The organism is Chromobacterium sp. CV08 (assembly GCF_051129845.1).
Classification (GTDB): domain Bacteria; phylum Pseudomonadota; class Gammaproteobacteria; order Burkholderiales; family Chromobacteriaceae; genus Chromobacterium.
Genome location: NZ_CP150453.1, coordinates 277,886 through 299,039, shown reverse-complemented (window position 1 = coordinate 299,039; position 21,154 = coordinate 277,886). Strand labels below are relative to the sequence as shown.

Genomic DNA, 21,154 nt, shown 5'->3' with positions numbered 1-21,154 from the left:
TGACCATGAAACGCTTACAAAACAGACCGGTATACCTGACAATGGCGGCCTTGCTCAGCCTGTCGGCCTCATTGGCGCAAGCCACGAACTTGCGTGAAGTCGTAGAAAAAACCATCGCCAACAACCCGGAAGTCCGTTTCCGTTTCCATGAGTTCCGCTCCGCGGCAGAGGAAACCGGCGTCGGCCGCGCCGGCTACCTGCCCACCGTGGACGTTTCCTACACCTACGCCCGCGAAAACGACAAGGAACCGCTGATCAACTACGGGCCGCAGATAACCGAAGACTTCACCCGGAAAGGCTGGTCGGCAGACCTCAGCCAGAACCTGTTCCAAGGCTTCCAGACCGTGAACACGGTCCGCCAGCTGGAGTTCAGCAAACGCGGCAAGTACTACGACTTCGTGGACGCCTCCGAGCAGCAGGGCCTGGAAGCCACCCGCGCCTATCTGGACGTGTTGCGCTATCGCCAGTTGCTGGATTTCGCCAAAGAGAGCTATGGCGTCCACAAGGGCATCTACGACCAGATCGAACAGAAAGTGAAGGCCGGCGTCGGTCGCCGCGTCGACCTGGAACAAGCCGCCGGCCGCCTCGCGCTGTCCGAGACCAATATGATCAACGAGGCGTCCAATCTTCACGACGTGTCCGCCCGCTACGCCCGCCTGATCGGCGAAGAGCCGCAGACCGACATGGCCCCGGCCCCCTCCTTCCAGGACAAGCTTCCGCGCGATCAGGACCTGATGCCGACCGCCGTGCGCAGCAGCCCGGCCTATCTGTCCTCCGTCGCCAATCTGCGCGCAGCCCAAAGCGATCTGAAGGTCAAGAAAGGCGCCTTCTCGCCGACGCTGGACCTGCGCGCCCATGCCGAGAAGACCGACAATCTCGACGCCATCTACGGCCGCCACGACAAGCAAATGGTGCAGCTGGTCTTCAACATCAATCTGTTTCGCGGCGGCGCCGACAAGGCTCGCCTCGGCATATCGGCCGAGCGCTACAACTCAGCGCTGGATCTACGCGACAAGGCCTGCCGCGACCTGCAGCAGACGGTGCGCATCGCCAACAACGACGTGCACAAACTGAGCGAACAGATGGGCTACCTGCGCCAACATGCGCTGTCCACCGAAAAGGCGCGCGACGCCTATCTGAAACAGTTCGACATCGGCCAGCGCACCTTGCTCGATGTGCTGGACAGCGAGAACGAGCTGTATGACTCCAAACGCTCGCTGGCCAACGCCGAATACGACGGCAAGCTTGCCCAGGCCCGCGTTCTGGCGGCATCCGGCCTGCTGTTGCCGAGCCTGCAGCTGAAACCTGTCGAACAACAGTCGTTCGATTCGGACGACGCCGAACAGCAGGAAACCTGCAGCACCGCCTACACGCCGCCCAGCCCGTTCAGCACCGCAGGCATCCCCGTCCACCCTTACATCTCCAGCACGATGGCCGATGTCCCCGCCCCGGTTAAAAAAGCCGGCAAGGCCGCGAAGCATTGAAACTTGGCGATCCGGCGCCGGCAAGACCCGCAAAGCGGGTCTTTTGGCCATTCCGGCCGCCACGCAGCGACAAGGGCCCGCCAGCCTCGGAATGACCGGACGCGGCGGCTCCAACGCCATGGCGGCGCGGTCCGGCGGCTTGCCGCTCCGACCGTTTCCAATCGCAGATACCGGCAGATTGCCGGCCATATACATGGGAGTGGAAGCATGGCTTCCGAAATATCCAGTCCAGGGACCACGCCGCCGCTGAACGCGCAGGCGACCCTTCTCGATCCTCTGCTCGACTGCCTGTTCTCGCTGGCCCGCGGCTATGGCATCACCGCCACCCGCGAATCGCTGGTGGCCGGCATCCCGCTGGTCGACAACCGGCTGTCGCCGTCGATGTTCGCGCGCTCCGCGCGCCGCATCGGCCTGTCCACCCGCGTGGTGCGACAGCCGCTGTCCTGCCTGCGCCAGCAGCTGCTGCCGGCCGTGCTGCTATTGGAAAACAACACCGCCGGCATCCTGCGCGAGATCCGCGACGGCGTCGCCTTCCTCAGCATGTCCGAACTGCCCGACGCCGTCGTCGAGATTCCGCTGGAAGATCTGCAACACAGCTTCGAGGGAATCGCCATCCTGGTGAAGCCACGCTTCCAGTACGAAAAGCGCGCGCCGGAGCTGGCCGAGATCCGCTCGCGCCACTGGTTCTGGCGCACCGTCTACGGCAGCCGCTCCCTGTACCGCGACGCCTTGCTCGCCGCCTTCCTGATCAATGTGTTCGCGCTGGTGATACCCATCGTGTCGATGGCGGTGTACGACCGCGTAGTGCCGAACATGGCGCTGGAAACGCTGTGGGTGCTGGCGATAGGCGCCGCGCTGGTGCTGGTGTTCGATTTCCTGCTCAAACTGACCCGCGGCTACCTGATAGACTTGGCCGGCAAACGCATCGACGTCGCGCTGTCGGCCTTGATCATGGAACGGGTACTGGGGATACGGATGGAGGCGCGGCCGGCATCGGTCGGCGCCTTCGCCGCCAATCTGCGCGCGTTCGAGACGGTGCGCGACTTCATCGCCTCGGCCTCGATCACCGGGCTGATCGACATGCCCTTCGTGCTGATCTTTCTGGTGGCCATCCTGTGGATTTCACCGCTGATGGCGGTGCCTATGGTGCTCGCCATCTTCTTCATGCTGCTGTTCGCGCTGCTGGTGCAGGAAAAAATGCAGACGCTGGTGGAAACCACGCTGCGCGCCGCCTCCCAGCGCAACGCCTACCTGGTGGAAAGCCTGTCTGGCCTGGAGACGGTCAAAGTGCTGGCAGCCGAGGGCGTGCTGCAGGCCAAATGGGAGCAGGCCACGTTGTTCCTGGCCCAGGTCGGCTCGCGACTGAAGATCCTGGCCGCCTCCACGATGAACTTCGCCGGCTTCATCCAGCAGTTGCTGTCCATCTCCATGCTGGTGCTGGGCGTGTACGAGATCATGGCCGGCAATGTCTCGATGGGCGGCGTGATCGCCGCCGTGATGCTGTCCAGCCGCGCGATGGCGCCGCTAAGCCAGGTGGTGGGCCTGCTGACCCAGTACCACAACGCCAAGACCTCGCTGATCTCGCTGGACGGCTTCATGAAGATGCCGGTGGAGCGTGAGAAGGACGCCGCCTTCTTCCACCGCACCAGCTTTCGCGGCGACATCGAGTTCCACGATGTGTCGTTCAGCTATCCGAACAATCCGATGGTGGCGCTGCGCGAGGCATCGTTCACCATCAAGGCCGGCGAGCGCGTCGCCATCATCGGCCGCGTCGGCTCCGGCAAGAGCACCATCCAGAAGATGATACTGGGCCTGTACCAGCCGACCGGGGGCGCGATCCGCATCGACGGCATAGACATCAAGCAGATCGACCCGGCCGAGCTGCGCCGCCAGATCGGCCATGTGCCGCAGGACCCGATGCTGTTCTACGGCACGATGCGGCAGAACATCTCCATGGGCTCGCCGCACGCCTTCGACGCCAGCATCGCCGCCGCCGCCGAGCAGGCCGGACTGACCGAGTTCGTCAACCGCCACCCGCAAGGCTTCGACATGCAGATCAGCGAGCGCGGCGAGTCGCTGTCCGGCGGCCAGCGCAAGGCGGTGGCCATCGCACGCGCGCTGCTGAACGCCCCGCCGATACTGCTGCTGGACGAGCCGACAGGCAATATGGACTACAGCAGCGAGAGCCAGATCCGCCAGACGCTGGCGCGGGCGTCGTCCGGCAAGACCATGCTGCTGATCACCCACAACAACGCGCTGCTGGAGCTGGTGGACCGGTTGATCGTGGTCGACCACGGCGCCATCGTCGCCGACGGTCCCAAGCAACAGGTGATCGAAGCGCTGCAACAGGGCAAGATCGGAAAGGCGGGCGCCTGAGATGGAAATGAACTGGAAACAACGCGTGAACAGCTGGGTGGGGCGCGGTCAGGAGCGCTCCGGCCCCTACTGGGACAAGCTGATGGACTGGGCCTCCGCCCGCGATCTGGCCGACCGCAACGACTTCGCCGCCGACGCCGACTGGGCGATCCTGCAGCAGAATCCCGGCCGCCCGCGCATCTTCGTCTGGAGCATGCTGGGCTTCTTTCTCATCGCCTTCCTGTGGGCGGCCTTCGCCAAGGTGGACGAAGTGTCGCGCGGCGAGGGCAAGGTGATACCGTCCAGCCAGAACCAGCACCTGCAAAGCCTGGACGGCGGCGTGGTGTCGCAGATCCTGGTCAAGGAAGGCCAGGTGGTGCAGAAGGGACAGTTGCTGCTGAAGGTGGACAACACCCGCTTCGTCTCCTCGCTGGAGGAAAACCAGGCGCAGTACCTGGCCTTGCAGGCCAAGATCGCGCGGCTGAAGGCGCTGGCGGGCGGCACGCCGTTCGAGCTGCCGCCCAAGGTGCTGGCGTTGGCGCCGGAAATCGCCAAGCAGGAAATGGACCTGTACAACTCCAAGCAGATGGAGCTGAACGCCAGCATAGGCATCGCGCGCCAACAGCTGGCCCAGCGCAGCCAGGAGCTGAACGAAGTCCGCGCCCGCCGCGACCAGGCGATCACCAGCTATGACCTGACAGTGAGGGAATTGAACGTCACCCGCCCGCTGAAGGAGTCCGGCGCGGTGTCCGACGTCGACCTGCTGCGCCTGGAGCGCGACGTCGCCCGCTTCCGCGGCGAGCGTGACCAGGCCGCCGCCCAGATGCCCAAGATCCAAGCGGCCATAGGCGAGGCGCAGCGCAAGATCCAGGAGGTCGAGCTGACGATGCGCAATACCGCCAGCGCCGAGCTGTCGGACACCATGGCCAAGGCCAGCAGCCTGTCCGCCGGCAGCGTGGCGCTGGCCGACAAGGTCAAGCTGTCCGAAATTCGCTCCCCGGTGCGCGGCGAAATCAAGCGGCTGTTCATCAACACCATCGGCGGCGTGGTGCAGCCCGGCAAGGACATCATCGAGATCGTGCCGATGGACGACTCGCTGCTGCTGGAAACCCGCATCACCCCGCGCGACATCGCCTTCCTGCACCCCGGCCAGCGCGCGGTGGTGCGCTTCACCGCCTACGACTTCACCATCTACGGCGGCATGGAGGGCAGCCTGGCCGAGATCGGCGCCGACACCATCACCGACGAGAAAGGCAACGCCTTCTACATCGTCAAGGTGAAGACCCAGGGGTCGCGGCTGGGCAAGGAAAAGCTGCCCATCTTTCCCGGCATGGTCGCCCAGGTGGACATCATGACCGGCAAGAAGAGCATCCTGTCCTATCTGCTGAAGCCGGTGCTGCGCGCCAAGGCGGAAGCGTTGCGGGAGCGCTGACATGTCCCATTTGCTGTTCACCGCCAGCTCGGTGCTGGCCGGCTACTGGCAGGACGCGCTGGGCGAGGCGAAACGCTGCGAGCGCCTGCCGCAGCCGCCGCAAGAGCAGGACGCCGCGTTGTGGCTGGACCTGGCGAACCTGGACGCCGCAGCGCGCGACGCGGATTGGTCGCTGCTTTGCCGCTGCTACCGGGTGGTGGCGCTCAGTTCGTCGCCCAACGACGCCGAAGGCATGCGCTGGCTGCAGCTGGGCGCGGCCGGCTACGCCCACGCCTATGCCGGGGCCGACGAACTGCGCCAGATCGCCGCCAGCGTCGCCGCCGGCGGCACCTGGCTGGGCCGCAGCCTGCTGCTGCAGCTGTGCCAGCGCTTCGGCACGCGGGTGCCGCCGCCCGAGCAGGCCGGCTGGCGCGAACGGGTGTCCAGCCGCGAAGCCGAGGTGATCGCCATCCTCAAGCAAGGGCGCTCCAATAAGGAGATCGCCCGCGAGCTGGACATAACCGAACGCACAGTCAAAGCCCATCTCACCGCCATCTTCCAGAAGTTCGGCGTCGAGGACCGCCTCCAGCTGATGCTCAAGCTGAGCGAGCCCGTGCACTGAAACGGCGCATCGCGCATGAAAACGGCCATCCCGCGGGATGGCCGTTTTTCATCGATCCGGCACCTCAAGCCGGCTGCCGGCGCCTGCCGCGCCACAGCTCGCGCGCGCCCACCGCCGAATACAAGGCCAGCGCGCTCCAGATCAGCGCGAAGCCCAGCGCCCGGTCGGCGCCGAAAGGCTCGCCGTACAATATCACGCCCAACACCAGCTGGATGCTGGGGCCGATGTATTGGATCAAGCCGACGGTGGCCAGCTTCAAGCGGCGCGCGCCGGCGGCGAACATCAACAGCGGCACCGCCGTCACGACGCCGGCGCCGATCAGCAGGCCGTTTCGCAACGCGTCGACATGGCCGAAGGCGCCCTGCCCGTCCCACTCCGCCCACAACAGATAGGCCAGCGCCAGCGGCGACATCAGGAAAGTCTCCAACGCCAGGCCGGGCAGCGACGGCAGCGGCGCCATCTTGCGCAACAGGCCGTACAGGCCGAAGGTGGCCGCCAGCGACAAGGCGATCCACGGCAGCGAGCCGGCGCTGAAAGTCAGCCAGGCCACGCCCAGCGTCGCCAAGCCCACCGCCAGCGTCTGCGGGCGGCTCAAGCGCTCGGACAGTACCAGCCTTCCCAGCAGCACATTGACCAGCGGATTGATGAAATAGCCGAGGCTGCCCTCGACCACGTGGCCGGCGTTGACGGCCCAGATATAGATCAGCCAGTTCAGCGACAACACCGTCGACGACAGCGCGAAGACGCCCAGCTGGCGCGGCCGGCGCAGCGCGGCGCCGATATCGCCCCATTGCCGCAGCACGCTCAGCACCAGCGCGACGAACAAGGCCGACCATACGATGCGGTGGCACAGAATTTGCAAAGCCGGCACCGTATGCAGTGGCTTCCAGTACAGCGGAAACAGGCCCCAGCAGATGAAGGCGCCCAGGGTGTACAGCACGCCGCGGTGATCGCCGGAGGAAGGGGAAGCGGACATGGGGTTCTCTAAGACGGGAATATTCCAGTTTGCAGCTTACCTGCTTTGCCGCGCGGCAATAATACGCCGCACTTATACAGTATGTTTACAAATATTTAACAAATAAAGGCTTTTTGCTGCACTGGCACATAAACCGCACCCGCCCGGCTCCGCCGCGCGATCCCTTTGACGTTGACGTAAACGTAAACTATAGTCGGCGGCATTAGGGTGAACACTCTAAGAGCGGCTGACCCATCCGGTTTCACGACTGAGGCGCGGCGAATCGGCGCAAGCCGGCGCCGGGATGCGTCGGCCGCTCCAAAGCTGCGACAGCCGCGCATACACCGGGCGCAAGATATAAAAATAAAGTGCCCCCGGCGCTCGCCAGCGCAGCAAGCGCCCGGAACCCGCCGCCCACAAGGCGGCCGCGGGCTGATCGCCACAAGCGAGCACGACAGGAGGAGAAACCATGTCAATCCGCCACGCAGACCTGGAAGAAAAATACACCGCCCCCACCGGCCAGGTTCTGATGACAGGCATCCAGGCGCTGGTGCGTCTGCCGATGCTGCAGCAACAACTGGATCGCGCCGCCGGCTTCAACACCGCCGGCTATGTCACCGGCTACCGCGGTTCTCCGCTGGGCAATGTCGACCAGACCATGATGAAGGCCAAATCGCATCTGGATGCCCACAATGTGGTGTTCCACCCGGGCCTCAACGAGGATCTGGCCGCCACCGCCGTCTGGGGCACCCAGCAGGTCAATATCTTCGAAGGCGCCAAATACGACGGCGTCTACGCGATGTGGTACGGCAAGGGCCCGGGCGTGGACCGCTCCGGCGACGTGCTCAAGCACGGCAACGTGGCCGGCACCAGCGCCCGCGGCGGCGTGCTGCTGGTCTGCGGCGACGACCACGCCGCCAAGTCGTCGACCTTCCCGCACCAATCCGACCACATCCTGGCCGCCAGCATGATTCCGGTGCTGAGCCCGTCCGGCGTGCAGGAAGTGCTCGATTTCGGTCTGCACGGCTGGGCGATGAGCCGCTATTCCGGCTGCTGGGTATCGATCAAGGCGATCACCGACACCATAGAGAGCTCGGCCATCGTCGACATCTCGCCGGAACGCTTCGAATTCAAGATTCCCAAGGACTTCCCGATTCCGGACGGCGGCCTGAACATCCGCTGGCCGGACACGCCGCTGGCCCAGGAAAAGCGCGTGCTGCACCACAGGCTGTACGCGGCGCTGGCCTACGCGCGCGAAAACAAGCTTAACCGCATCACGCTGGACTCGCCGAAGGCGCGCCTCGGCATCATCACCTGCGGCAAGAGCTATCTCGACGTGATGCAGGCGCTGGACGATCTGGGCATCAGCGAGGCGCAGGCGGCCGAGATCGGCCTGCGCATCTTCAAGATCGGCATGGTATGGCCGCTGGAGCCGGAAGGCGTGCGGCAGTTCGCCCAGGGCCTGGAGGAAATCCTGGTCGTCGAGGAGAAGCGCCAGATCATCGAATACCAGTTGAAGGAACAGCTGTACAACTGGCGCGACGACGTGCGTCCGCGCGTGGTCGGCAAATTCGCCGAGAAGGGCGAATGGGCGCTGCCGCACGGCGACTGGCTGCTGCCGGCCGCCGGCGAGCTGACCCCGGCGATGATCGCGCGCGCGCTGGCCAGCCGGCTGGCGCTGATCTACGACAGCCCGGTGATACACGACAGGCTGAAGTTCTACGACGACAAGGAAGCGCAGCTGGTGCAGCCGCGCGAAGCGATCGCCCGCGTGCCGCACTATTGCTCCGGCTGCCCGCACAACACCTCGACCAAGCTGCCGGAAGGCAGCCGCGCGGTGGCCGGCATCGGCTGCCACTACATGGCGCACTGGATCAGCCCGGAAACCACCAAGACCTTCACCCAGATGGGCGGCGAGGGCATCACCTGGCTGGGCCAGGCGCCGTTCACGAGCACCAAGCACATCTTCACCAATCTGGGCGACGGCACCTACTTCCACTCCGGCATCCTGGCGATACGCGCCGCGGTGGCCGGCAAAGTGAACATCACCTACAAGATCCTGTACAACGACGCGGTGGCGATGACCGGCGGCCAGCACGTCGACGGCTATCTGGACGTGCCGATGATGACGCGCCAGCTGGCGGCCGAGGGCGTCAAGCGCATCGTCATCACCAGCGACGACCCGGACAAATACCAGAACGCCCAGGGCCTGGCGCCCGGCATCGACGTGTTCCACCGCCGCGAGCTGGACCGGGTGCAGCGCGAGCTGCGCGAAACCGAAGGCGTCACGATACTGATACACGATCAGACCTGCGCCGCCGAGAAGCGCCGCCGTCGCAAGCGCGGCGAATTCCCCGACCCGGCCAAGCGTGCCTTCATCAACGAGCGGGTCTGCGAAGGCTGCGGCGACTGCAGCCAGAAGTCCGGCTGCCTGTCGGTGCTGCCGGTGGAGACGCCGCTGGGCCGCAAGCGCAAGATAGACCAGTCCAGCTGCAACAAGGACTATTCCTGTGTCGAGGGCTTCTGCCCCAGCTTCGTCACCGTCGAGGGCGGCAAGTTGAGGAAGCCGGCCGGCGCCAGCGCCGACCTCGCCAAGATGCCGGCGCTGCCGGAGCCGAAGATACCGTCGGTGGCCGAGCCGTTCGGCATCATGGTCACCGGCGTCGGCGGCACCGGCGTCGTCACGATAGGCCAGGTGCTCGGCATGGCCGCCTATCTGGACAACAAGGGCGTCACCGTGCTCGACATGGCCGGCCTCGCGCAGAAGGGCGGCTCGGTGTGGTCGCACGTGCGCATCGCCGACTCGCAGGACAAGCTGCACGCGGTGCGCATCGCCGCTGGCGACGCCAATCTGGTGCTGGGCTGCGACCTGGTGGTCACCGCCGCCGAAGAGGCTCTGGCCAAGATGCGCGAAGGCTTCAGCCACGCCATCGTCAACAACTACGAATCGCCGACCAGCGCCTTCCTGAAGAACCCGGACGTGCGCTTCCCGGCCAAGGCGATGAAGGACGCCATCATCGAATCGGTCGGCGCCGGCCGCTTCAGCGAGGTCAACGCCAACAAGCTGGCCACCGCGCTGATGGGCGACGCCATCGCCAGCAATATGTTCATGCTCGGCTACGCCTGGCAGAAGGGCCTGATCCCGGTGTCGCTGGAGGCGATCATGGAGGCGGTGCGGCTGAACGGCGCCGCCGTCAAGTTCAACCAGGACGCCTTCCTCTGGGGCCGCCACGCCGCCCACGATCCGGCCCGCGTCGAGGCGCTGGTCAGTCCGACCGCCGTCGTCGCCTTCGTTCCACGTGAAACGCCGGACGCGCTGGTCCACCACCGCGCCACGCTGCTGGCCGGCTACCAGAACGACAAGCTGGCCGAGCGCTACAAGGCGCTGGTGCAGCGGGTGCGCCAGGCCGAGGAGGCCGCGCAGCCGGGCAGCACCGCGCTGACGCTGGCCGCCGCCCGCGCCTACCACCACCTGTTGGCCTACAAGGACGAGTACGAGGTGGCGAGGCTGTACAGCGACGGCGAGTTCCAGCGCGAGCTGGCCGCCCAGTTCGACGGCGACTACAAGCTGCGCTTCCATATCGGCGTGGCCTGGCTGACCCGCGGCCAGCCGCGCAAGATCGCCATCGGCCCGTGGCTGATGCCGGCGATGAAGCTGCTGGCCAAGCTGCGCTTCCTGCGCGGCAGCGCGCTGGATCCGTTCGCCTGGCAGGAAGACCGCAAGCTGGAGCGCCGGCTGATCGCCGAGTTCGAGCAGGGCCTGCCGGCGCTGCTGGCCGGACTCAGCGCCGACAAGCTTCCGCAGGCGGTCGAGTGGATCAAGACCTGGGAAGGCGTGCGCGGCTACGGCCACATCAAGCTCAGAAACTACCAGCAGGCGCGCGCGCGCCAGGCCGAGCTGTCCGGCCAGGCCCAGCCGGCCCGCCCGGCCGCCAGCGCGGCGGTCGCCTGAGCGCAGTCGTTTTTTCCGCAGCTTTGGGCGCCGGCTTAGGTCGGCGCCTTTTTTCCGTCCATCGCTGGCGATGACGTCCAAATCGTCTATGTTCCAGTATGCAATCGGATTCAGATCACAGGAGACCCGCCATGCCCTCACCGCTGCGCCTCGCCGCCGCCGCCTCGCTCAGCCTGATCCTGATAGGCTGCGCCGCCCCCCCGCCCGCCAAGATCGGAACCACCGCCACCGGCTGCGTCGGCAGCGTGCTGCCGCCGCCTGACGGCATGAAGGCGGCGCAGAATCCGGAGCTGCTGTCCAAGGCGATCGGCGCGCCCGGCAACGGCGGCCTGTGCGAAGGAGCCGTCTACCAGCAAGATGCCGTCGCAGCCGGCGTCGTCGTCTACCGGGTGTGGGACAGCGCCAAGCCCAACTCCCGCCTGGGCCGATGGTGGTCGTTCAGCAAGCCGCAGGGCACGGTGGCGCAATATCAGGCCGCCAACGCCATCTGCCCGGCCTGGAGCCAGCTGGACAGCGTGGTGCGCTGCCAGCTGAAGGCCGGCGTGCAAGTGGCGGTCGGTCCCGGCCAGAGCGCCAACTGCGCGCCCGATCCGTCGCTGCCGCCGTCCCCGGTCAACCAGGTCTATGTCCCCAACGCCGGACCCGACGACATCCAGGTGGAAAACTGCGAGGACGAAGGCGCCTTCCCGGCGTCGATGTAGCCGCTAGCCGGCGCCGGCGAGCCGTTCCGGCGCAGCGCCATCGAACCAGCCGGCGATGAAGTCGATCAGCGCCCTCGCCTTCGCCGGCTGCGGCGCCTTCTTCGGATAGAGCAGGTAGACCGGGTGGCTGGGCGTGTTCCAGTCGGCCAGCACCCGCCGCAGCCGGCCGTCGCGCACCGCGGCGGCGGCGGCGAAATCCGGCAGCCGGGCGAAACCGGCGCCGGCCTCGGCCAGTTGCCGGTTCAGGCTGTAGTCGCTGGCCTGCAGCCAGTGCGACACCTCCACCTCCTCCACCCGCCCGGCGCGCTCGAACAGCCAGCGCGCGCCGCGATGGTAGCTGTCGTGCACCACGCAGGGCAGCCGCGCCAGCGCGGCCGGCTCCCGCGGCGCGCCGTGCCCGTCCAGCAGCGCCGGCGACGCCACCACCCAGTCCCGGGTGAAGAACAGGCAACGCGCCACCAATTGCGGCGGCAGCGCCGGCGCGGAACGGACGGCGACATCGAAGCCGCCCTCTTCCAGGTCGCGCTCGGCCAGGCTGATATCCAGCTCCACCGTTATCGCCGGATACTGTTGATGAAAAGCCAACAATAGCTCGGCGCCGAAAACGCTGGCGAACATCTGCGGCACCGTCAGCCTCACCGTTCCCGCCGCCTCCTCGTTCAGGCCGCGCAATGCCGCCGCCGATTCGCGCAGCAGGGCGCGCAGCCTGCGGCAATAGTCCAGATAGGCGCGTCCGGCCTCGGTCGGCGTCAGCCGCCGTGTGCTGCGGTACAGCAGCTGCACGCCCAGCTGGGCTTCCAGCCGGCTCAGCTGCTTGCTGACCTGCGACTTCGACGTGGCCAGACGCGCGGCGGCGGCGGTGATGCTGCCGGCCTCCACCACGTGGAGAAAGACCAGCGCCAATTCCGATGATGGCTCGATTGTTTCCATATCAATTCCAATATTTCCACGTTTGCCCGGTTTTTCCAAGCCGTGGACACACCTAAGCTGGCGACTCCGACACGCAATTGAGGAGAACGATATGAAGATCCTGCTGATAGGCGGCAGCGGCAATATCGGCCGCGCCGTCGTCGACGCGCTGTCCGGCCGCCACGAATTGATCGTCGCCGGCCGCCATCACGGCGATGTGCGCGTGGACATCGAGGACGAACAGAGCATTGCGGCGATGTACGGCCGGCTGCCCAGGCTCGACGCGGTGGCGGTGGCCACCGGCGGCCGCAACGGCCATGTCGGGCCGCTGGCCGAGATGAGCGCCGAACGCTACCGCGTCGGCCTGGACGCCAAGCTGATGGGCCAGGTCAACGTGGTGCTGCGCGGCCTGGACAAGGTGGCCGACGGCGGCTCGTTCACGCTGATCGGCGGCGCCTGGCAGCCGCAGGCCATCGTGCCGCTGTTGAGCAATGTCTATATGGCCAACGCCGCGCTCGAGGGCTTCGTCAACGCCGCCGCCGTCGAACTGCCGCGCCGGCAGCGCATCAATCTGGTCAGCCCCCTGCTGCTGGCGGAATCGGAAGCCGAATACGGCCCGCTGTTCCGCGGCGTGCCGCTGGTGGAGGCGCGCCAGGTCGCGCGCGCCTACAGCCTGAGCATAGAAGGCGCCCAGACCGGCCAGACCTACAGGCTGGGCCGGCTGGACTAGGGACGGTCAAGCCACGGCCGGCCGACCGCTTCCAGCCTCGCGGCGAAGTCGGCCGGCGGCATCCATCCGCGCGCTTCGGCGTGCGGCGCCACCAGTTCCATCGCCAGCTGCCGGGCATAATCGCGGAACAGCTGCTTTTGCGACTCATTGCTCACCCGCGAGCTGAATTGCTTCTGGACCGGGCTCAGCAGATAGTTGACGAAGGGACTCGCGCCGTCGCCTGCCGGGATGAAGGCGCCGTGCTTTTCCGCGCCCGGCAGGCCGATCGCGCGCGCCTCCTCGCCCAGCGCCCGCAGGTAGCCGTCCGGCATCTTGCCGCCGTTCGCGCGGAAGAAGGCCTGCTTGGCCTCGCTGTAGATCACCGCATACGTCGATTCCAATGCCTGGCGGCGATAGACCGGATCGCTCATATCGGCCTTCAGGCTGGCCAGCTTGGTCCGCATCGCCGCCTTGATGTCGCCGGGACAGACCGGCGTGCGCATGGCGCCGCCCCGCTGCAGCCCGGACGCCTTGGGCAAGTCCGCGCCGCGGCCGCCGCGCAGGCGCGCCGCCAGCTCGCCCCGCCCGTTCGGCGCCGCCGCCGGTCGATGCGGCGTCGCCACCGCATTGGCCACCCGCCGCAACATGCCGGCCAATCCCCGACCCGCCCTGGCGGCCTGTTCGCCGACACCGGCCGCGAACTGGCGCAGTCCGGCATTCAACACGTCTATTCTCATCCCGTTTCCCCGTCGGCGCCGCGCCGAATGCGCGGCATGCCGGGGCATTTAAAGGCAAGCGCCGCCGCCGGGCTTGTAAAAATGGCTCACGGGGACGTTCAGGCCTGACGCACTACCATTGCCTGTTCCGGCGCCGGAAAACCGGCCGCGCCCAGCGTCTCGCGGATCGCGCGGTTGGCGTCGAAATACACCTGCCAGTAGTGCTCGGGCGCGCAATAGGGCCGCACGGCCAGCACCGGACCGAGCGTGGTGAACTCCAGCAGGCCCACGTCCGGCGCCGGCGCGGCGAGCACGTTGGGAATGCGGCTGATCGCATCCCGCAGCAAGCTGATCGCCTGGGCGTGGTCGGCGCTGCTGGCCAGCTGCGCCTTCAGGTCGACGCGGCGCACCCTGTTGGCGCTGTAGTTCTGTATGGTGTCGGAGAAGATCTTGTTATTGCCGACCAGGGTCTGCACGCCGTCCGGCGTGTCCAGCGTGGTGGCGAACAGGCCGATCTCGCGCACCTGGCCGGTGACGCCGGCCACCAGGACCACATCGCCGACCTTGAACGGCCGCAGCACCACCAGGAAGATGCCGGCGGCGAAGTTGGCCAGCAATCCGCTCCAGGCCATGCCGATGGCGACGCCCGCTGCGGCGATCACCGCGGCGAAGGTGGTGGTCTGCACACCGAAGAAGCCGAGAATGCCGATGACCAGCACCACGGTCAGCGTCACCGACAAAAAAGAATGCGCGTAGCGGCGCAGCGTCGGGTCCAGTTGGCGCGCGCTCAGCTGCTCGTCCAGCATCCGGGTGGACAGGCCGATCAGCCAGCGTCCGATCAGCCACAGCAGGATGGCGGCGACGATGTTGCCGCCGAAGGCGACAGCCAGGTCCAGCCAGTGATTCCAGTTGATGCGGTCCATTGCCTATTCCCCTTGAAAGCCGCCGGCGGCGGTTTTCTCAAGATAGGCGTCGGCTCGGCGCCGCGCCAGCCGGATCAGCAGGACAGCCGGCGGCAGGTGTCGCCGATTCCGGCGTGGATGCAGAGGTCGAACAGCGTGTCGAATCGGGTCGGCGTGTAATTGATCAGCACGCACGGTATGCCGGCGCGCGCCGCCTCCACCGGAATCAGATTGACCGGCGACACTTCCAGAGACGAGCCCATCACCAACAGCAGCTCGGCGTTCAGCGCCGCCTGGAAAGCCACGTCTATCAACGGCACCGCCTCGCCGTACAGCACCACGTCCGGTTTCAGCACCGCGCGGCAGCGGCGGCAGGCCGGCACCTCGTGTTGCTGCACATAGTCCAGCGGATGCGGCATCCGGCAGTCGGGGCAGCTGGCGCTCATCAACGTGCCGTGCAGCTCCAGCACCCGGCGGTTGCCGGCGCGGCCGTGCAGGCCGTCTATGTTCTGGGTCAGGATGGTGACTTCCTTGCCGGCCGCCTCCAGCGCGGCGAGGAAGCGGTGGCCGTCGTTGGGCTCGTAGCCGCCGATCAGCTTGATGCGGAAGATGTCGCGGAAGGCCTGCCAGAACGCCGACGGCGCGCGGCGGAAATAGTCTATCGACACCACATCGGCCAGCGTCATGTCCTGCGCCCACAAGCCGTCGGCGGAACGGAAGTCGGGAATGCCGGACTCGGTGCTCATGCCGGCGCCGCTCAGCACCGCGATGCGCTGGGCGCCGTCTATCCATTGCTGCAGTTGTTGCTGGGGTGTCACGTCATTGCCGCTCTCTTGCCACCGTCTCCGGCTGTAAAGGCACTATAGCGTAAGGGTCAGGGCGCCGGATACTTGATCGCGTTCTTGGCCAGCTTGTCGCGCGCCGCCTCGTCGAGGTCCACTCCCGTCACCATCGCCAGCCGCGTCAGGTAGAACAGCACGTCGGCGATCTCCTCGCGCAGGTGGGCGAAACGCGCCGGATCGTCGCGCAAGCGGGCCGCCGCGTCGTCGTCCAGCCACTGGAAGATCTCGGCCAGCTCGCCGACTTCGCCGACCAGCGCCAGCATCAGATTGCGCGGCGTGTGATGGCGGTTCCAGTCGCGCTCGTCGGCGAAACGCTGCAGCGCGGCGCCCAGGCCGCGCGCGTCTATCAATGTGTCGTCTTTCATGTCGTTCTTCCGGTTTCACGTGAAACATCAGCGTCTTGGCGCCTGCCACCCCCTGCCGGCCGCGCGGCGCGCGCGATGAAAAATGCCCGGCGGCGCCGGGCATCGTCGGTCGGAACGCCTTGCGGCTACTGGGACAGTCCCTCGGCCTTCAGCGCCTGCTGCGCCGCCGGCAGCGCGGCCACGCGCTTCAGGAAGTCCAGCAGCGCCGGATAATCGGCCAGCGAACGCTGCACATACTGCGCCCAGGACAGGCAGGTGAACAGATAGGCATCGGCCACGCCGAACTCGCCGCCCAACAGGTACGGCGCCTTGTCCAGCTGGCGCTGCAACAGCGCGAAGCGCGGCTGCAACCGCGCCCAGGCGTCGTCCTTCACTTCCTCGGTCTTGCCGAAGAACAGCGGCGAGAAATTCTTGTGCACCTCGGTGGCGATGAAGTTCAGCCATTCCTGCAGCCGGTAGCGCTCCAGCGTGCCGTTGGCCGGCGCCAGCCGCTTGTCCGGCACCTGATCGGCGATGTACTGCAGGATGGCCGCGCCTTCGGTCAGCAACTCGCCGTTGTCCAGTTGCAGCGCCGGCACATAGCCCTTCGGATTGATGGCCGAAAAATCGGCGCCGGCGGCGGTGGTGTGCGGCGTCGCGCGCAGGTCGACTTTTTCGACGCTGAACGGCAGGCCGCTGGCGAACAACGCGATATGCGAAGCCAGCGAGCAGGCGCCGGAGGAGTAGTACAGTTTCATCTCGATGCTCCTGTGGTGAGGGCGGGACAAAATGCGATCGCGCCCAGCCTGAGCCAAAAACATGCCGATTGCAAGCCCCCGCCGGCCACGATCGCCCGGTTCAGCCCAGCAAGCCGACCAGCCAGTCCGCGCGCAGGCCCCAGCCGGCGAAGCCGGCCAGCCAGAACAGCGCGCCCGCCGCGCCGAAGGCCCAGGCGGTGAACAGCGGCAGCAGATTGGCCGACAAGGCCGCGACCGCCGCGCAGGCCACCGCGATCGACAAGGCGGCGTCGCTGACGTCGAACAGGTCGTGCCGCGCGTTCAGCGCCTCCAACCCCCTCTCCTTGCCTTCGGCCTTCGCGCGCAGCAGCTCGCCCTCCCGCTGGTAGCGCGCCACGTCCTGCTGCAGCTCGCGCTGCTGCGGCGCCAGCGACGCCGCCGCGGCCGGATTGGCCAGCGCCAGCATCCGCGCCTGGCGCAGACCGGCCTCGCTCAGGTGCTGCTTGATCTTCTTGGACTGGTATTCCGACCAGCCGTCGGCCGCGTCCGCCTTCAGCAGCTGGCGCGCCTGGACGATATTGTCGTCCTTCAGCTTGCCCAGCCCCATCAGCACCGACAACAGCACCACCGTCAGCGCCACCCAACTGTTCAGGCGCTTCTTTTCCGCCTCCACGCTGATCTCGACTTCCATGCTTTCTCTCCTCGCGTCGGCGCGCGGATCATCCGCCGCCCCTGAGCAGCATAACGCGGCCGGCCTGCAATCGGATGTCAGCCGCCCTTTTTGCCGAACAGCCTTGGGCGGCCGTCGGCCGGCCGGGCGCGCATCTCGACGAACAGCGCCTCCACCTGGGCGCGCGCCCACGGCGTGCGGCGCAGGAACACCAGGCTGGACTTGATGCTGGGCTCATGGCTGAAGCAGCGGATGTCGACGCGGCTGGCCAGGCCGTCCCAGCCGTAATGCGCCAGCAGCTCGTTCAGCATCTTCTCCAGCGTGACGCCGTGGGTGGGGTTGTTGGGCTGCGTGCTCATTGCGCTCGCTCTCCGTTTGCGGCAAAGCGGCGAGTGTAAGGCCAGTTCCAGGTCTTCGCCAGCATCGCCCGCTCGCGGCCGGCGGCCCCGGGAGGCCGCCGGCCGGCAAGGCTACTGGGCCGCCTTGCGCCGCGGCCTGGGCTTCTTCGGCGCCGGCGGCGCGGCGTCCTCCTCCTGCTTGCCGCCATCGGCTATGCCCATCGCCAGCGCCACCCGCCCCAGCCGCTGCTGCTTCTCGACGCTGATCGGCCCGGCCGCGCCCAGCAGCAGCATCACCAGTTCCAGCGCCATCGCCCGCTGCCCCTCGTCGGGCAGCAGGTCCTGGATCGTCGCCAAGGCGCGCTTCTCGTCGTTGCGCACCAGCCAGGTCTGGCGCCGCACCGCCTGCTTGAATGCCTCCAGCGTCAGCTCCTCGCCGAATCCGGTGTCCTGCATCACGCGGCGTATCGCGTTGAACGGCCGCACGTCGACGACGCCGTTGCCGATGGCGACATAGATCAGCAAGCGCAGGAAACCGTCGACGGGGCCGCCCTCTGAATAGTACTGCTCCAGCTCCAGCCGCTTGAGCCTCAGCATCTCCTGCCGTTCCCAGCCGCCGCCGTGGGCGCGCACCGTGTAAGGCCGCCGCGGATGCAGGCCCACCAGCGCGGCGGTCAGCGGCGCGTCGTAGACGGCGCGGAAGGTCATCTCCTTCAGCGCGTCGCGCTGGTCGCGCCAGCCGTCCAGCCAGCTGCCGGTCCAGTCAGACACTGTCTGCTGCCACTGCCAGAACGGATTGTCGGCCGCCACCGGCTTGCGCGCCGCGCGCGTTTTCTCGGCCCATTCCGCGAGGCCGGTCAGCAATGGGTTGCCGCTGGAGAACCAGTTCCGCTCGAAGCGCGACGGATGCATTTCCCGCAGCATATGCGCCGTCCACGGCGTGCTGCCGGCCTGCAGCCACGGCGAGACGAAGCAGTCGTACAACTGCTGATTGATTTCGGCCACCCGCTTCACCACCTGGAAGGCGCGCTCGCCGTCGCGGCCGTCGCCCAGCGCCAGGATGTCGGAGACCTCGCGCGGTTCGAAGCGGATCACGTAGCGGCCCTGCAGGTATTGCAGGCCCGGCGTCTCCGGATGGGTGTCGGTGATCACCGCCTCGTACAGGCCCGGCGGCAGCACGTCTATCAGGTCCAGCGCGCTGGCCAGCTCGCTATGTTCCTTGTTGGCGACGCCGGCGGAAACGAAGATGCCCAGGTGGCCGATCTGCTCGTGCAGGCAGTAGACGATGGTCTGCTCATTGCTGCGGATGTCCTCGACGTCGCGGTAGAGATCGGCGATCCAGTACAACGCCTGCTGCGGCGGCGTGATGTTGTCGCCCCAGGACGCGAACACGATGATGGGCGAGCGGATCTGCCTGAGGTCTATGCGCACCGCGCCGTCCTCCAGGTAGACCTCGCCGCGGCTGAGCCGGTTGCCGACGAAGAGGTTCTGGCTGATCCACTCCATTTCCTGCTTGTTCAGCAGGAAATGGCCGCCCCACCAGCGCTCGAACTCGAGGAAGCGATCGCGCTCGCGGTCGATATTGGCGTACAGGTGATAGCCCTTCTTCCAATAGGTGTTGGCCGGGTCCAGCTGCTCGAAATTGCCGACCAGCTGCGCGCCGTCGAACTGGCCGTTGCCGAGGTCGCCGGCCAGCGAGGCCATCCAGGTGCCGCCCAGCATGCCGCCCTGGTAGCGCATCGGGTTCTTGCCGGCGACGCCCGCCCAATAGGACAGCGGCGACCCGGCCAGCAGTATCGGCCCGACCAGCTCCGGCGCCGACGCCGCCACCATCGCCAGCGCCCAGCCCCCCTGGCAGTTGCCGATGGCGAACGGCTTGCCGGCACTGCTGGGATGCAGCTCGTTGACCTTTTTCAGGAAGGCCTTTTCCGCGCGCCAGACGCATTCTATGGTCTGGCCCTCCACCGGCACCGGGAAGAACATCACGAAATAGCAGGGATGGCCCTGGCGCATCGCGATGCCGATCTCGCTGTCCATCTTGAAGCCGCCTATGCCGGGACCGTGGCCGGCGCGCGGGTCTATCACCACGAAGGGCCGCAGGCCCGGATCGGTCGGCGGGCAGCTGGCCGGCGGCCGGATCGCCGCCAGCGCGTAGTTGACCGGCTGTTCCAGCTCCCGTCCGTCGACGATGATGTCGTAATCGAACACCAGCACCGGCGGATGGCCGGAGGCCGCGTGCTCCCGATACGTGTCGCCGCGCTCGCGCAGCACGTCGCAAAACAGCAGGCCGCGCTGGGCCGCGTCGGTCCAGTAATCCGCCCAGTGCTGCCCCCACCACCACCAGCCCGTTTTTTCTCCTTCGGCCATGCCGCTCTCCCGGTTGTCATCCGTCTTCACTGTAGTCCACGGCGGCGCGGCGTACCGCCGGCCGGGCAAGTGTCAACAGGGTATTGCCGGTTAACAGTCTTAAACACAAGCGATTTTTCGCGAAAAACTAGCCTGACAATTGCCGCCAATACTGCATTCACCCCACACCGATAGCGGAAGGAACAAGACCATGACCAAGCTGATCCAATCCCTGCTCGTCTCCGGCCTGTTGCTCGCCGGCTCGGCCGCCTACGCCGACGACGCGCCGGCCCCCGCCCCGCAGCACAAGGGCTGGCACGCCGATCCGGCCAAGCGCGAGGAAATGCGCGCCAAGCACCTGCAGATGCTGCACGACAAGCTGAAGATCCAGCCGCAGCAGGAGGCTGCCTGGCAGACTTTCGCCGCGTCGATGAAGCCGGAGAAAATGGCCAGGCCGCCGATGGACGATAACGCCACCGCGCCGGAGAAGATGGAGCGGATGATGCAGCGCCGGCAGGACGCGATGCAGAAGCATCTGAACGCGCTGAAAACCTTCTACGCCCAGTTGACGCCGGAGCAGCAGAAGATCATGGACCACCTGCACCGTCCGCATGGCAAACCCGAGGCGCCCGCGCCGGCCAATGGCTGAGGCGCAGGCGGCCGACGCGGCCGGCCCGGCGTCAGCCGGTCGGCGACAACGATGAATCCAGCAGAAAGAGGCTCATCATGAAAGGCTGCATCCGCTTGAGCGGCGCATGGCTGGCCGCCACGCTGGCCGTGGCCGCCGTCGCCCCGGCCGAAGCGTACCACCACCACGGCGGGCCGCCGCGCATCAGCGTCGACGTCTGGCGCGGCGGCTATTGGCACCACGGCTATTACCAGGGCCGGATGGGCTGGTGGTGGGTCGTCGGCGGCGCCTGGTACTTCTATACCGCTCCCGTCTATCCCTATCCCAGCCTGTACGCGCCGCCGGCCATAGCCGTCGCGCCGGTGCCGGTCGCGCCCGCCGTGCCGATGGTCCCGGCCGCGCCGCCGGCGGCCGTCGCGCCGCAGGAGCCGGCCCAGGTCTGGTACTACTGCAGGGCGGCCAAGCAGTACTACCCGTATGTCAGCGAATGTCCGGGCGGCTGGAAGACCGTGCCGGCGCGGCCGCCGCAATGA

The 21,154-nt window shown here is 67.0% G+C and carries 19 protein-coding genes; 9 read left to right on the top strand and 10 right to left on the bottom strand.

Translation table 11 applies throughout. The features are described from left to right. The first annotated feature begins 5 nt into the window (after positions 1-5). The 4 genes from WNM05_RS01425 to WNM05_RS01410 all read left to right on the top strand — a co-directional run bounded on the left by WNM05_RS01425 (position 6) and on the right by WNM05_RS01410 (position 5,872). A complete protein-coding gene (locus WNM05_RS01425; protein WP_434631872.1) occupies positions 6-1,484 on the top strand; it encodes a TolC family outer membrane protein in 1,479 nt (492 codons plus the stop codon). Positions 1,485-1,691: 207 nt separating this feature from the next. Next, complete coding sequence (locus WNM05_RS01420; protein WP_434631870.1) at positions 1,692-3,860, top strand: type I secretion system permease/ATPase; 2,169 nt, start codon at positions 1,692-1,694, stop codon at positions 3,858-3,860. 1 nt (position 3,861) lies between these two features. After that, positions 3,862-5,271 carry an HlyD family type I secretion periplasmic adaptor subunit gene (locus WNM05_RS01415; RefSeq protein ID WP_434631868.1) on the top strand — a complete coding sequence of 470 codons (1,410 nt, stop codon included), beginning with the start codon at positions 3,862-3,864 and terminating at the stop codon, positions 5,269-5,271. 1 nt (position 5,272) lies between these two features. Further along, positions 5,273-5,872, top strand: a complete 600-nt coding sequence (locus WNM05_RS01410) for a response regulator transcription factor (protein ID WP_434631866.1) — start codon at positions 5,273-5,275, stop codon at positions 5,870-5,872. Positions 5,873-5,936: 64 nt separating this feature from the next. Here WNM05_RS01410 and rarD read toward each other — a convergent pair whose 3' ends face one another. Beyond that, entirely contained in the window at positions 5,937-6,848 is a 912-nt protein-coding gene (gene rarD, locus WNM05_RS01405; protein WP_434631864.1) for an EamA family transporter RarD, read from the bottom strand. Positions 6,849-7,296: 448 nt separating this feature from the next. Between rarD and WNM05_RS01400 the strand changes: the two genes are divergently transcribed. Both WNM05_RS01400 and WNM05_RS01395 read left to right on the top strand, forming a co-directional pair. Next, on the top strand, positions 7,297-10,779 hold the full coding sequence (locus WNM05_RS01400) for an indolepyruvate ferredoxin oxidoreductase family protein (protein ID WP_434631862.1): 3,483 nt from the start codon (positions 7,297-7,299) through the stop codon (positions 10,777-10,779). Between the two features lie 131 nt (positions 10,780-10,910). Further along, positions 10,911-11,480 carry a hypothetical protein gene (locus WNM05_RS01395; protein WP_434631860.1) on the top strand — a complete coding sequence of 190 codons (570 nt, stop codon included), beginning with the start codon at positions 10,911-10,913 and terminating at the stop codon, positions 11,478-11,480. Positions 11,481-11,483: 3 nt separating this feature from the next. On the opposite strand, the gene WNM05_RS01390 is transcribed toward WNM05_RS01395, so the two are convergent. Next, complete coding sequence (locus WNM05_RS01390) at positions 11,484-12,410, bottom strand: LysR family transcriptional regulator (RefSeq protein ID WP_434631858.1); 927 nt, start codon at positions 12,408-12,410, stop codon at positions 11,484-11,486. Between the two features lie 91 nt (positions 12,411-12,501). Here WNM05_RS01390 and WNM05_RS01385 point away from each other — a divergent pair, with 91 nt between their 5' ends. Beyond that, entirely contained in the window at positions 12,502-13,119 is a 618-nt protein-coding gene (locus tag WNM05_RS01385) for a short chain dehydrogenase (protein ID WP_434631856.1), read from the top strand. On the opposite strand, the gene WNM05_RS01380 is transcribed toward WNM05_RS01385, so the two are convergent. From WNM05_RS01380 to WNM05_RS01345, 8 genes are all read right to left on the bottom strand, one after another. Next, positions 13,116-13,835, bottom strand: a complete 720-nt coding sequence (locus tag WNM05_RS01380) for a hypothetical protein (protein ID WP_434631854.1) — start codon at positions 13,833-13,835, stop codon at positions 13,116-13,118. The two genes, WNM05_RS01385 and WNM05_RS01380, sit on opposite strands and share 4 nt — an antisense overlap. A 98-nt stretch (positions 13,836-13,933) precedes the next feature. Further along, positions 13,934-14,737, bottom strand: coding sequence for a mechanosensitive ion channel family protein (locus WNM05_RS01375; RefSeq protein ID WP_434631852.1), 804 nt, complete (start codon positions 14,735-14,737; stop codon positions 13,934-13,936). Between the two features lie 74 nt (positions 14,738-14,811). Further along, the gene (locus tag WNM05_RS01370) at positions 14,812-15,534 is read right to left on the bottom strand and encodes an NAD-dependent protein deacylase (protein ID WP_434631850.1); all 723 of its coding nucleotides are present in this window, start codon (positions 15,532-15,534) and stop codon (positions 14,812-14,814) included. A 56-nt stretch (positions 15,535-15,590) separates the two neighbouring features. Next, on the bottom strand, positions 15,591-15,923 hold the full coding sequence (locus WNM05_RS01365; RefSeq protein ID WP_434631848.1) for a nucleotide pyrophosphohydrolase: 333 nt from the start codon (positions 15,921-15,923) through the stop codon (positions 15,591-15,593). Between the two features lie 125 nt (positions 15,924-16,048). Beyond that, on the bottom strand, positions 16,049-16,660 hold the full coding sequence (gstA, locus tag WNM05_RS01360) for a glutathione transferase GstA (protein WP_434631846.1): 612 nt from the start codon (positions 16,658-16,660) through the stop codon (positions 16,049-16,051). Positions 16,661-16,760: 100 nt separating this feature from the next. Beyond that, positions 16,761-17,330, bottom strand: a complete 570-nt coding sequence (locus WNM05_RS01355) for a DUF4337 domain-containing protein (protein ID WP_434631844.1) — start codon at positions 17,328-17,330, stop codon at positions 16,761-16,763. Positions 17,331-17,407: 77 nt separating this feature from the next. Next, positions 17,408-17,668: a VF530 family DNA-binding protein gene (locus tag WNM05_RS01350; RefSeq protein WP_434631842.1), complete on the bottom strand. Its 261-nt coding sequence runs from the start codon at positions 17,666-17,668 to the stop codon at positions 17,408-17,410. Positions 17,669-17,779: 111 nt separating this feature from the next. After that, positions 17,780-20,014: a DUF3141 domain-containing protein gene (locus tag WNM05_RS01345; protein ID WP_434631840.1), complete on the bottom strand. Its 2,235-nt coding sequence runs from the start codon at positions 20,012-20,014 to the stop codon at positions 17,780-17,782. 190 nt (positions 20,015-20,204) lie between these two features. On the opposite strand from WNM05_RS01345, the gene WNM05_RS01340 reads away from it, so the two are divergent. Together WNM05_RS01340 and WNM05_RS01335 are read left to right on the top strand one after the other, a co-directional pair. Continuing rightward, on the top strand, positions 20,205-20,642 hold the full coding sequence (locus WNM05_RS01340) for a Spy/CpxP family protein refolding chaperone (protein ID WP_434631838.1): 438 nt from the start codon (positions 20,205-20,207) through the stop codon (positions 20,640-20,642). A 77-nt stretch (positions 20,643-20,719) separates the two neighbouring features. Continuing rightward, positions 20,720-21,154 carry a hypothetical protein gene (locus tag WNM05_RS01335; protein WP_434631836.1) on the top strand — a complete coding sequence of 145 codons (435 nt, stop codon included), beginning with the start codon at positions 20,720-20,722 and terminating at the stop codon, positions 21,152-21,154.